The organism is Nonlabens sp. Hel1_33_55 (assembly GCF_900101765.1).
Taxonomy (GTDB): Bacteria; Bacteroidota; Bacteroidia; order Flavobacteriales; family Flavobacteriaceae; genus Nonlabens.
The window spans coordinates 724,557-739,055 of the sequence record NZ_LT627735.1 but is presented as its reverse complement, the minus strand read 5'-3'; the positions used below and the strand labels follow the sequence as shown (position 1 = coordinate 739,055).

The window sequence follows — 14,499 nt, the reverse complement described above, 5'->3', positions numbered from 1 at the left end:
ACAAGTTACTTTTTACCGTTTGCCAAATGTGATAGCAAACGCTCCCTCAAATCTTTCATAACGGCTTTGTATGCATCGTCCTTTGCAAAATTTTTGGTTTCCAAAGGATCTAACTTATAGTCATATAGTTCTCTTCCCTGGATAAGGTCTGCATCATAAGTTTGTGTACTGCGCCAGTTGTCGCCCAGCCATTCTGTATATCTGTAACGATCTGTGCGTATGCCATAGCCCATTCTATTGCCACGTCGGTACTGGAAATAGGCATAATCGACACCTATTTGAGTCTGTGGATCTTCATCAAGCAATGGAGCCAATGATTTACCATCCGTTTGAGTAGATTGTTGAACGCCAGCCAATTCAAATACGGTTGGGAACAAATCGACAAGATTCACTGGAGTTGACTCCATTTTATCTTTTTGAACGCCAGGACCTGCAAACATAAATGGAATGCGGGTTGCCTGTTCAAAATTGGAGTGTTTGCACCATTCTGTATGGTCACCTAAGTGGAAACCGTGGTCACCCCAAAGAACGATAACGGTATCGTCTGTAATTTTACGGGCATCGAGCTCGTCCAACAACTTGCCCAGCTGGGCATCGATATAGGAAATACAAGCCATGTAACCGTGTATTAGTTCACGCTGTTTTTCTTCTGGTAACACATCGCCTTGACGCAACTTATTGTTAATGTCAGAAAATGCTCTTAACTCACCAAAAGAGTGAAACGCAAACTCAGGCGTGCCTTCAGATAGCTGTTGAAACGCTGCCAATTCAATCTCATCACGATCGTACAAATCCCAGTATTTTTTGGGAGCTACAAACGGTAGGTGCGGCTTTTGAAAACCAACTCCTAAAAACCAAGGTTTATCACCTTCTTCTAACTGATTGATTTTAGCCAGTGCTGTTTGCGTATACAAACCATCCTGATAAGCATTGTCTGGGACATCAGCACCTTCTGTAGAAGGCTTGAATTTTTTGAAAGCAAAATTGCGCAGTTTTCCATTTCTCTTGATTCCCTTTGCTTCTGCTTCCTTTAAGATAGCCTCATACTTCATCTTATTTTCAGGGTCCTGATAATAGCTAAACAGAGGTTCACCGTAAGCTTCTGGGTAATTATCTGGTAAGGTGTAATCAATGGACCAGCTCTTACCATCGTGACCTGGCGCAGATGAACCCTTGTGATATATCTTACCTACCGCGGTGGTGGCATAGCCTTGAGATATCAAATATTCTGGCATCGACACAAGATCTGGAGCACTCTCGCGAAAATCTGTATGCAAGTCCCAAACCTTTGTTCTATCGGGATTTGTTCCCGTCATTACACTAGCCCTGGACGGTCCACAAACGGCATACTGCACGTGTGCGTTGGTAAATGTGACTCCCATTTTTGCCAAACGGTCAAAATTAGGCGTTACCATTTGGGATTCACCGTAGTTGGAAAGCAGTGGTTTCAAATCATCAACAGCAATAAAAAGAATGTTCTTTTGATCGCTTGATGAAGAACTTTCCTGAGCGAACACCTGTTGGGCGTTGCACCCAGCAAATATTGCTGCAAAAAATACCGCAACTAGTTTAAGGATAGGTTTCATACTGGGTTTTGTTTTTTCAAAGTGTTCGTTAGTTATCACCGGTAAGTACATCTTGTACGCTGGTCTCACTATCCTTAATATCTACAATCGAGCCAAAATCCTTATCTGTTATCTCACGGAAGTCTTCCAACGTTCTGTCGTTCTCGTATTTAGCCATCAAGTCCTTAAGTTCGCTCTTCAATCGTGTAACAGTATCCGCATAGGCTGGATCGTCAATGATGTTATTCATCTGCTCAGGATCCTTTTCTAGATCATAGAGTTCCCATACATCAATGTTGTAATAAAAATGCGCGAGAGTAAACTTCTGCGTTCTAATACCATAGTGCGGTTGTACATGGTGCCAGTATGGCCACTCATAGTAATGGTAGTATGTTGCTTGTTGCCAGTCGTCCGGAGTTTCACCTCTTAATAAGGTTTTGAAACTCTTACCGTGCATAGGTTGATCGGTCTCGATTCCTGCAACATCCAATAAGGTAGGAGCAAAATCAATGTTAGCGACTACATCGTTGCTAACACTGCCTGGTTTTGCATAGCCTGGATATTTCATGATGAAAGGCATGCGTACGCTCTCCTCATAAATAAATCGCTTGTCAAAAAAGCCGTGTTCACCTAGGTAAAATCCTTGATCAGAAGTCAAAACTATGATTGTATTATCAGCAAGATTGTTCTCATCCAAATAATTGAGGACACGACCTATATTATCATCTACAGATTTTACACAAGCTAGGTAATCCTTGATGTAAGTCTGGTACCTCCATTTGCGACCTTCCTCATCGCTCATTCCTTCTGGCTGTACGATTTCGTCATTCTTAGCACCATAAAATGCCCATTGAATCTTTTCCTTTCCTTTAAGATTTTCGGGCTCTTCAAATTTCATATCACGACGGGAAAAATGTTCCATCGTCATTTCAGTATCGCCAGCTGTTAGTTCACGCCCATCATAATCATCGTTGAAGGTTGATGGGTATGGCATTTCTATATCTTCCCATAAATCTTCATATTTCTCATCTGGTTGCCACGGTCTGTGTGGCGCCTTGTATTGTAACACCATCAAGAATGGATCGTCTTGCTTACGCTCTTCCTGCAACCATTGCATGGCAAAGTCGGTACTTAAGTTGGTGGAATAGCCTTCTGTTTTGGTGTCTGTTCCATTCATATTATACAAAGGATCCCAATAGTGACCCTGCTGGCCAGCACTGTTATGGTATTTGAACGTATCAAATCCCTGTGGTTCTGTTCCTAGGTGCCATTTTCCAAAAAGCGATGTCTGATAACCGGCATCCTGAAACTCCTGTGGGAACGTCCATTGGGTTTCATCAAACTTACCACCGCTTTCATTCTTGTAGTAACCATTGCGATTGCTGTAATTACCCGTTAGGATGGCTGCCCGACTGGGTCCACAGATCGCATTAGTACAAATAGCATCCTGAAAGATCATCCCTTCATTAGCTAACCTGTCAATATTTGGTGTAGGTGCGATGTCTTTGTAAATACCACCATAAGCACTAATGGCTTGGGTAGTCAAATCATCTGCCATAATGTAGATGATGTTAGGTCTCTTGATTTCAACTGGCTCTGTTTGTGCAACAGCTAGGTCTTGAGACATTTTTTCTGAATTACTCTTACAACCTGTCATTGCAAGGCAAAAAATACCTGTTATGGCGATATAAAATGTTTTCATCTTCATTATGAATTAGCTTTTTCTAGAGTGATCAGTTGGGAAGCTGTGACCGTCGTAGTCTTCAAGTCTTTGTCGTTACTACTGTTTCCTACCATGATGGTAAAATCTCCAGGCTCGATAACAAAATTGTAATCTCTATCATAGAATGCAAATGCTTCTGCATCCAGTTCGATTTGTACAGTTTTAGTTTCTCCAGCTTTTAGAGCCACTCTTTTATAACCCTTGAGTTCTTTAACAGGTCTTGTAAAAGAGCTCATCGCATCATTGATGTAAACTTGGACAACTTCCTCGCCGTCCATAGTTCCTGTGTTTGTAATATCTACATTTACCGTGATGACATCGTCCGCTTTCGCGAAAGCGGAATTAGACAATCTAGGTGCTCCTATCTCAAATTTGGTATAACTCATACCGTATCCAAAACGGTGCAAGGGCGTTTTTTTCTCTGTATTATACTTGTGGATATAGGCTGTAGGCTTGTGATTGTAGACCATCTGCAACTGTCCAACACTGCGTGGAATCGTCAATGGCAATTTACCTGAAGGATTTACCTGCCCGAAGAGTATTTCAGCAGTTGCTGTTCCGGCAAAAGCTCCACTTTCCCAAGTGTTCAAAACAGCGCTGGCGCGTTGCTCCAGTTCTGGTTCTGCAATAGGGCTTCCAGACACATAAACTACAATTACAGGTTTACCGGTATCAAGAATCTTATCTGCAAGTTTCATCTGGTTTCCAGAAAGCTTGAGCGTTGCACGGTCGATATTCTCACCGGTAGTTTTACGCGGCCAGTCGTGACGGAATGAATTCTCTCCCAATACCAGAATGGTCATATCTGCATCTGCAGCCATATCTGCAGCTTTGTCAATGTTGCTATCTGTAATTTCCTTACTGCGGTCACCACTATCAAAGTAATCTACGATATAACCGTTCGCCTCACCTATTTCCTTTATGCCTTCATACATGGTAACCACATTCTCTTCGGGTTGAGGCGAAACCCAATCTCCCAAAGTTGTTTGATTGTCAGCATTAGGTCCTGTGATGAAAATCTTTCCGCTGGATTTCAATGGTAGGATGTTCTTATCGTTTTTAAGTAGGACAATAGATCTTCTTGCTTGTTCAAGAGCGTTTTGCTGGTGCGCTTTCGCGAAAGTGATCTCTTGAACATTCTCTTCTTCTACATAAGGGTTTTCAAATAATCCCATTTTGAATTTCACTTCCAAGATCTTACGGCACGCTTCATCTACACGATCCTCAGAAAGTTTTCCTTCATTGACTAAAGCGATCACGTGCTTGTCAAAAAGCGGCCCGTGCATATTCATATCCATTCCCGCGCCTACAGAAAATTCTACGGCTTGCTTGAAGTCCTTAGCAACGTGGTGCCAGATGTCAATACGGGAAACATCGTTCCAGTCGCTCACATAGAAACCATCAAAGTTCCAACGGTCGCGCATTAAATCTGTCATCATAAACTTGTCCATATGTCCAGGCATACCGGCAACCTCATTATGGGCGGCCATGATACTAAAGACGTTTGCCTCTTGAACGGCACGGCGGTATGGAGGAAGAAAAATTTCAAAAAGGGTACGTTTTGAAACGTCTGTCGGAGAAGCGTTCAAACCATTTATGGATGAACTTCCCGCAATCAGGTGTTTTGCACAGGCAATGACGTTGTCATCTCCTGAAAAATCATCTGACTGCATACCACTAATAGTAGCGATTCCCATATTCCCAACGAGGTATGGATCTTCTCCATAGGTCTCACCAGTACGTCCCCAACGTGGATCACGCAACACATCAATATTAGGAGTGAACGACCAGTGCATACCACTAGCTCTCATCTCTGCTGCTGTTTGACGGCTACCTTCTTTTACAAGATCATCTGCAAAGGTAGCAGCTTGTGAAATAGGTGATGGATAAATGGTTGAACCACTTACCAATCCGTTACCATGAATAGCATCGATACCAATCAGTAAAGGAATCTGTAAAGGCGATTTTTGAGCAAGTCCCTGCAGGTAGTTAGCTTCCTCTGCGGTTACTACGTGCAGGAAAGACCCAATATGGCCAGCTTCAGTAAGTCTAGCAACACTATCACTGCGAACACCAGGATAAAATCCTAGAGCGTCACTTTTTTCCAATTCTTCAGGAGTCAACTTAGCTTCTGCATGCTTCATGTGTTCAAGGCCAACGTACTGACACATTTGATACACCTTATCCTCCAACGTCATTTTTGACATTAGGTCATCGATACGAGCATTAACCGGCGCATTTGCATCTTTATAAGAATAATTTGCAGCGGAAGAACTACTTGAGTTACTATTGACGGTTGCAGATTCTACTGGTTTACACGCCACTAGTAATACTAAAAATGCTAGGCCTGTTATAAAAATATCAATGTCTTGTTTTGTTATTTTAATCATTGGGAAAAGGTTTTAATATCCAGGGTTTTGATCAGATTGATCTATTAATTGATTACCGTTGATTTCTGAGGATGCTATGGGAAGCAACATATTTTTACGATCAGTTGGATAGATAAAGTCTTGGTTTCCTAGGTTATCAAAATTATTATGGGTTTGAACAACCTCTTCCAAGAAATAATCATAACCACGGCGTCTTGTATCAAACCAGATGTGTCCTTCGCCCAACATTTCATACTGACGTTCACGTAGAATTCTAGTTCTAAATTCATCTTGTGTAAAAGCGGCAAAATCTGCTGGTTCTGTAGCTGCTGGTGAACTTGAATTTCTAGCTCTATCTAAAACCTCATTCACGTACTGATAAGCATTGTCAGGACCATTGAGCTCGTTTTCTATCTCTGCAAGCATTAATAATACATCTGCATACCTAAATTTTAGAAAGTTTCTACTTGTAGTAGCACCGTTGAAATCTGGGTCAATGTATTTTTTCAATACCGGGAAACCATCGTTTCCATTAGTTCTATTAGGATAAATGGTTCTTTCCTGAAATTCCATACGGTTGCTATTATAACGTTGGTAAGAACCAGCAATAAATGTGGACTCTAATCGTGGATCATCAGGATATTGCGTTACGTGTTGGGTATAAACCTCCTTGTTGGGACGTACACGACCAAACGTATCAAAGTTTTCAAAATATCCATTAGGAGTATAAAACCTAATCACATCAGAATTACGAACGGCTCCATTCTGTCCGTACTGAATTTCAAATATGGATTCTACCGAATTTTGTTCCAGATCTTCAAACAGTATTGCATGTGTTGGTGCCAAGGAATATTTTTGATAAACCTCAATTGTTTCGTCAAAAGCATTTTGCCATAACGTTGGATCACCTCCATCTTCACCAGCGAGCTGCATGTAGACTTTTCCCAGATAGGCAAAAGCAGCAGGTTTAGCCGGTCTGCCAATAGTTTGAGATCCTAATGCAGGTAGCAAGATTTTCGCCTGCTCAAAATCTGAAATTATTAGGTTATAAACATCAGATTTTGGAGCGCGTGGTGCATTCAGCGTTTCTGAAGTTGATGGTTCAACTTTTAAGGGAACAGAGCCGAACAAACGAACCAAATCAAAATAAGTAGCAGCTCGTACAAAATAGGCCTGGCCTAAAGCTACATCTCTATTAGCTAGTTCTGATCCAAGCTCTAATTGAGCAATAATCTCATTTGCCACGTTGATGGTACGGTACATTTGTGGCCAGATTCTTTCTATCCAGGTGTTATTAGGTAGCGTATTGAGACTACTCGCATCGCTACTCGCTCCTTGACTTGAATAAAACTTTCCAGAAACTGGCATAAGTAATCCATGAACAGAACTACCGTGGTAATCGCCATCTGCCATGCTTTGATACAGTCCATTCACCGCAGCTTCAAGACCTTGTTCTGTTGCAAATATTTGTTCTTGCCTAAAAAGTGTGTCTGGTTCTTCTTCCAGACTATCTTCACAGCCCGTTATGCCTAATAATAAAAGCGTAAGACCGAATAATTTTATAATACTTTTCATTGCGATTTATTTTAAAATGATAGGTTCAAGGAAAAAGCAAAAGACCTTTGGTTGGGAAATGAATTCCAATCAATACCTCGTCTTCCTGGGTCAAAAGCAAAGCTGTTGACCTCAGGGTCAAATCCTGAATAATTAGTAAAGAGTAGTAGGTTTTGACCCGATATAGATAAGTAGGCAGCATCAATGAACTTGCTATTCTCTGTAGGCAAGTTGTAACCTAAAGTGATATACGATAACCTTAAGAAACTACCATCCTCAACGATACGATCAGTAAAGCCAGTGTCAGCAGCCAGATCGTAACCTACTCTTGGATAAGTACCGTCAGTATTTGTAGGACTCCAAGCGTTGAAATAAGCTTCTGGTCTAATATTAGTGCTAAGTTGATCTGCATAAGCTTCTCTCAAGAGATTCCCATTAGCAATATCATTGCCTTGGACACCATTGAAAAAGAAGCTAAGAGATAGGTTTTTATAACTAACACTAGAACCAAACCCATAATTGAAATCTGGATTTGGGTTTCCTATAATAGTTAAATCCTCATCAGTAATATTGCCATCGCCATTTTGGTCTACCAATCTCACATCGCCCAGTTGTGGTGCGGCACCTCTATAATCTGGTGATGCATCTAGCTCTGCTTGATCAGATATAATACCATCTATTGCAAAACCATAGAATAGTGCTGCTTCTCGACCTTCCAAATAAATATTAGCAGGAACCTTAAAATAGTTACCACCTGAGATTTGAGCACCTACATAACCTGGAGCGAATTCAGTTCCAAACTGAGCCGCAGGACGTCCCAATTCAGTGACTTTATTTTTTACTGCAGCTATATTCCCATAAACATTCCATTTCCAGTCCTCACTATCTACTATGTCTGCATTGATAGAAAATTCAATACCACGGTTCTCCAATCCACCATTATTAGCAAAGTATGTTTCAAAACCAGTGGATGGTGGTATCTGAAGGTTGAGAAGTAGGTCTCTAATATCTTTTTTGTAAATATCAAAACTTCCAGTCACACGTTCATCATAAAAACCAAAATCCAATCCCAGATTGATTTGTTCTGTAGTTTCCCAATTGAGTTCGCGATTTGCAAGATTTTCAGGAATTAGTGCAATCAATGCACCGTTACGAGCATCACTATAAGGTGATGCTGTAGATCCATATGGTGCTAAATATTGATAGTTAAGTATTCTTTGATTACCTGTAAAACCATAACTAGCCCTTAGTTTTAAATTACTGATAGCATCTGATTTTCTTAACCACTTCTCGCGATCCATTTTCCAAGCTAGGGCGACAGATGGAAAATGACCAAATCTTTCTCCTTCTACAAATTTGCTACTACCGTCAGCACGATAAGTTGCCGTAAATAAGTATTTATTGTTTAAGGTGTAATTCAAACGACCCAAAAACGATAGTATCGTCTCTCTTTCCTTGGCAAAAAATGGTTGCTGGAATACCTGACCTGTAGAAATACCATCCGCTCGTAGACTTTGATCAGGGAAGTTAGAAGCCTGATTTGACAGTCTCTCGATCTGGCTCTGGTCAATGACCACACCGGCGGTACCATTTATTTTATGACTTCTGTTGAACTTCTTGTTGAATCTAAGAGTGTTGTCAAAGTTGTATCTAAAACGTTTCAACTCACTTAATCCTGCCTCACCATTTGCCTGATCGCCACGACTTATGGATGTCCCGTAATATACCTGGCGTTGTTTGTATCTATAATCTGCACCAAATCGTGATTGGAAAGTGAATATATCGTTGATTTCATAATTGGCAGTTAGCGCTCCTAGCAATCTAAGATCATCACTCAAATCGTCGTAATCATTCAACCAGGCACGTGGCCCATCAACTGCTTCATCATTGTCAAGACCATCGTTATTGTCTTGATCGTTTAAAAACGGTACTCCAGAAACAATCTGTCTAATAATGTTATTGTTAAGTCCTCCCAAATTGTCAGTCCCTTTTGAGGAGGAATTCTTAGTAAAAGTGGCTCCAAACTTAGAGTCCAATTTTAACTTAGGAGTAAGTTCATTGGTAAGGTTTGCTACAAAATCTGTGCTGCGAGCAAATGCATTGGGAATAACACCTTCTGTTTCCAGGAATCCTGCAGCAATGAAATAGTTGCTGGTTTCTGAACCACCGCGAGCTGACAATCTATGATTTGTTGAAATTGTGGTGCGATAGATGTCATCACTCCAGTCCACAGGTTGCAAGCGCTCAATGGTTGCAGAATTGTCTAACAAGAATTGCTCACTCTGCTCAAATCTTGCAATCGATCCATCTGGATATCTAAAGTAAGTCGGGTCAGCAAAACCTCTATTGGTTCTAGTATCGTTTATGTAATTCACATAATCATCTGAATTTAAAACATCGATATCGTTGGTGACCGTACCTATTGTAGTGGTGGTATCATAACTGAATTTAGCCTTTCCAGCAACTCCTTTTTTTGTTGTAATCAGTACGACACCATTGGAACCTCTTGAACCATAAATCGCGGTGGCACTAGCGTCTTTCAGTACTTCTATACTTTCAATATCTCTGGGATTAACTCCTGCAATACCGCCTTGCGGTGCTAGATAGCTGCTCCCACCAGATAGTGGATCAAGTGTATCCTCAGTCGCGCTATCGATAATGATCCCGTCAACGACATATAATGGTTCGCCGCTACCCGTCAAACTATTGAGACCACGAATCTTGATTGATAATGGTGCGCCTGGCTCATTACCTTGTGCCTGGACCTGTACACCTGCTACTCGTCCTTGAATCAAACTTTCCACAGAGTTATTGGCATTCACTGCATTTTGCCTGGGTTTAACCGTTCCTACAGCTCCCGTGAGTTCTCCTTTTTGCACCTCTCCATAACCTATGACTACAACAGCGTTCAAGCCTTCTGCTTTAGGTTCTAGTGATACATTGACATAACGTTCATTTTCAATAATGACCTCCTTAGGTTCATACCCTAAATATGAAATCAACAAGATCACCGGCGTTTCTTCAACGCTTATAGCAAAATTTCCATCAAGATCAGTTACCACACCAGATGTACTTCCCTTCACTGAAACTGATGCTCCCAACAAAGGTTCATCTTCCTGATCGACCACCTTACCTGTGATTGTTTGCTGTCCTAGTCCCAACAATGGTAAGAGGAACAATAAATAGTATAAAACTTTTCTCATAATGGATTATTGGATGAGATAAAACTAAAATTTTCCTTAATATTTCGTGGGCAAGCGTTGTCACAATAGGTTTGCTTATTGTCAACTGACTATATATCAAGGTTTTAATTATACGAAAATATTGTAGAAAAATTTATAGTAACACGCTTTCGCGAAAGCGAAATACCAACATCCACTTTACTTATTTATGCTTCCTAAAAAACCAGAAGGCGTCATCCCATAGAATTTTTTAAAGGATGTGCTGAAGTATTTAGGGTTTGAGAAGCCACTCTGAAATGCGACTTCCTTGATACTCAAATCAGACTCAATCAATAATTTTTTGGCGAGCTTGAGTTTTGTATTAATGATGTAATCCTGTGGGGAAAGGTCGACAAGATTTTTGAGTTTCATGTAAAGCGATGTACGGCTCATTCCCATCGAGGCAGATAGGTCGTGTACGGTAAACTCATCATTGCCTAAGTTGTTTTGAATGTTTTTGTCCAGTTCTTCCAGGAACTCCTTATCAATCTGATTTTTAAATATAGCAGCATTGTTGGTATCCTTCTCCTTAGTAAATCTTTTTCTGAGCTGGCGTTGGTACTTGAGCGTGTTCACGATTTTGGCCAGCATCAATTTATAATTGACCGGTTTCTCGATATATTCTGATATACCGCTCTTAAGGCTGTCTAATTTTTGAGTGGAATTTTGCAGTACCGTCAACATGAAGATAGGTATATGATTAAGGCTTACATCCTCTTTCATCAATTTAGACATTTCCATTCCATCCATCTCTGGCATAATTAAATCTGTGAGGATAAGATCTGGAAATACCTGGTGAGCGATTTCAAGACCCAGTTTTCCATTTGCTGCATCATATACTTGAAAATAGGTACTCAAATTGTTGACCATTAAGGTGCGCAACTCATCATTATCCTCTACCACGAGAATTTTTGCATTGCTAAATTCCGTTAGTTCACCTTGGATTTCTGAATCTATCAATACGTCCTCTTTGATGATGGTGTTTTTTAGAGATTCTTTCTCAAGATAAGCCTCTTTATAATCCTTAAGTACAATGGTAAATTTTGTACCCACATTTTCCTCACTCTCAAAGGCTATCGCACCACCCGTTTTTTCAATCAGCTTTTTGACCATTACTAATCCCAGCCCAGTCCCAGGACGTTGACTGTTAACTGCATTACGAGCTCTATAATAATTATGAAGAATAAATTTTTGCTGTTCTTGAGGTATACCTATTCCTTGATCTGCAATCTCTACCTGAAGGTCCATCTTAGAAGTATTACTTAAGTGAACATCAATTACACCACCTGCATTTGAGTACTTTATGGAATTTGAAATAATATTGCGTATTACTTTATCCATCACATCCCTATCGTGGTGGAACAGCTCCTCATCTAATGCAGTAGTGTAAGAAAGATTAAGTTCCCGCTCATTCATCATGGGTTTAAAATCTTCCAGTAAGGCTGCAATGTGATCTTTAATGATAAACTGTTTAAGATGCTGTTCAATACTATTTTGTGAAGTAACCTTATGAAAATTGAGCAACTGTTCAAAAAGTGAATTGATTCGCTCAACAGTACGCTTTATGCGTTTTTTTGATTGATCCTTTTCCTCTAATTCATTGGTAACACTATCCAGTGAGGACATCAAGACTGCCAGCGGCGTCTTAATCTCATGAGTAATATTGTTGAAGAAATCAATTTGCTGATCTGCGTTTCGTTTTCTGACCAAAATGCGAATGAAATGGTAAACGACATAACCTAAAACCACCAACAGCAACAAATAGCATACAATGGCAAGATTTGTCGACCACCACGGCTTGTCAATATTAAATCGAATTGTTTGCTCTTCACTAGACTGGCCATATTTATTAAATGCCTTGACCCTAAAGGTATATTTGTCAGGATTCAAGTTAGTATAAGTGGCAAAATTCTGTCGTGTGGTATCTGACCATTTCTTATCAAAACCATCGAGGTAGTAAGAGTATTTTACTTGTTCCTGTGAACCATGCAAAATCCCAACAAAACTTATTTCCAATGCATTTTGATCATCATCAAGCTGTAATTGCTTGGTTCGATTAATTCCTTGAGTTAATGGTGCTTCTCCTGGAGCAATAACCTCATTGGAAATCTTCAATTGATCAAATATGAGATTTGGTGTTTTTGCCTGAGTGACCGCATCCTTGGGATGAAATAGCACCACACCTTTTGTACCGCCGAACAAAAATTCTCCTTGACCAGTAGTTGTGTAACTGCCATAATTAAACTCGTTACTGGCAAGACCATCGCTTTGATCATAATTGTAAACCAAGGTTTCTGACCCATCTATGATGATATGGGAAATTCCATTAGTGGTTCCTGCCCAGAACTCTCCATTTTCAGATTTCAAAATGGACTGAGCAATATTGGATCCCAACCCATCTGCAGTCGTGATGGCATCCACTTCTTGAGTTTTCTGATCATAAATTAAAATACCAGAACCATTTGTTGCTATGAATATCTTATCTCTCCAAAATGCGGTATTATTAAGCGAGGTATAATTCCATTTTCCGTTTCCGTTAGCTATTTTTTTAAAGGAATCAATCTTACTAGTAATTGTATTTACCTTATGGAGGCCTGTTCTTCCAGTTACATAAATATCACTATCATATGCTACAATGGACTTTATATTTGTTAAAGGATAGGTTTGCATTATTTTATCACCTTGAATACGCAACATTGGCATATTTAAATTACCTGCCCATAATGAACCATCAGCGGTTGATGTTAATGCATAGGTCTTAGGAGCACGGCCATCGCTGGAATTTAAAAGCGGTAGTGGTTCGATAGTATAGCTGCTGGTATGTATCTTAAATAATCCCTGATTAAAGGTTCCCACATATACCCAATCATCTTGTTCTTCTAATGAGAGGACAATGGTGCTCTCTCGTGATTCTGAATTTTTCAAATAGTCAATGTGTCGCCAGGAGTCTTTACTTCTATCCCAGATACTCAATCCTTTCTTTGTACCGAACCAAATTTTGCCGAACTTATCTGTAAGTAAAGCTCGAGTGAAATTTGTCTTGAGACTTTGATCATCATTAAACTGATGTTGTATGGATGTAAATATCTTATTCCCTCGAGCTGTAGTAACGACGCCACCGCCATAAGTAGCCACCCACAAATTCTCAGCATTGTCAATTAGCAAATCATAAATACCATTGCTAGAAAGTGACGAGGAATCGTCATCATTATCTTGATAAATTTTCTGAATCTTGTAATTATTATCAAGTCTAATAATACCACGGCCGTCCGTGGCTAAATAAAAGCCTCCACCTGGAGCTGCCACCACATCGCGGATCATCGATCCGTAATTACCCAAGGAGAGTACAGAAAGGCCTGTATTGAATTGCACTTGAAATAATTCTCCATCATTTGTTCCAGCAGCAACTGCATTATTTACTTTTTCAATGGATGAGAAGCGAGCATTATTAGATAGAGTAAAGTCGGCTAGAGCTTTTTTGGTTTCGAGATCAAATACCATCAGTTGATTTTTGATAATCACATAAAGAAAATCATCCATGACAAGAATATCTTCTACATCTACTATGTCAATAAACTTAATTAGCTCATTGCTTTCCTTTTTCCATTTGTAAATTCCTTGGTAACCTGCGAGTAAAGCGTAGCCATCTCCTGAGACAATTTTTTTAACGATGTTGAATCGATCGTTATTTTGAACTTTTAATCTTTGAAATCTGTTCTCATCTTCAATATAGATGGCGGCACCATTATCAGTACCAATAAGAACTTGCTGTTCATCTGATATAAGCAAACTAGTAACCCTATTGGAAAGATCACCAGACATCCCGCTATACGGAGTGTAGTTCTCAAAATCAACCGAATTGTGTTTCAGGACACCTTCTTCACTTGCAATCCAAATATTGCCCAAATCATCTTGATCAATATCATAAACAATCGATGGTGACGACATAAATTTTCCATCCAAAGCGGTAAATTCAAGTGTTGTCTGCGCTTGAGATATAAAACACATGGCAAAAAACGATACGATAAAACTGTAAAAAACGTTTCTCAAAATATAAAACCTAATTT

The 14,499-nt window shown here is 39.9% G+C and carries 6 protein-coding genes; all 6 read right to left on the bottom strand.

Annotation, left to right across the window (positions count from 1 at the left end):
* Window positions 1-5 precede the first annotated feature (5 nt).
* Window positions 6-1,586, bottom strand: a complete 1,581-nt coding sequence (locus BLO34_RS03140; RefSeq protein ID WP_172823949.1) for a sulfatase — start codon at window positions 1,584-1,586, stop codon at window positions 6-8.
* 28 nt (window positions 1,587-1,614) lie between these two features.
* Entirely contained in the window at window positions 1,615-3,267 is a 1,653-nt protein-coding gene (locus BLO34_RS03135) for a sulfatase (protein ID WP_090756388.1), read from the bottom strand.
* 5 nt (window positions 3,268-3,272) lie between these two features.
* Window positions 3,273-5,678, bottom strand: coding sequence for a glycoside hydrolase family 3 N-terminal domain-containing protein (locus tag BLO34_RS03130; protein WP_090752509.1), 2,406 nt, complete (start codon window positions 5,676-5,678; stop codon window positions 3,273-3,275).
* Between the two features lie 12 nt (window positions 5,679-5,690).
* Window positions 5,691-7,232, bottom strand: a complete 1,542-nt coding sequence (locus BLO34_RS03125) for a RagB/SusD family nutrient uptake outer membrane protein (RefSeq protein WP_090752507.1) — start codon at window positions 7,230-7,232, stop codon at window positions 5,691-5,693.
* An 11-nt stretch (window positions 7,233-7,243) separates the two neighbouring features.
* A complete protein-coding gene (locus tag BLO34_RS03120) occupies window positions 7,244-10,414 on the bottom strand; it encodes a SusC/RagA family TonB-linked outer membrane protein (protein ID WP_090752506.1) in 3,171 nt (1,056 codons plus the stop codon).
* Between the two features lie 177 nt (window positions 10,415-10,591).
* Window positions 10,592-14,482: an ATP-binding protein gene (locus BLO34_RS03115; RefSeq protein ID WP_157686640.1), complete on the bottom strand. Its 3,891-nt coding sequence runs from the start codon at window positions 14,480-14,482 to the stop codon at window positions 10,592-10,594.
* Between the last annotated feature and the right edge of the window lie 17 nt (window positions 14,483-14,499).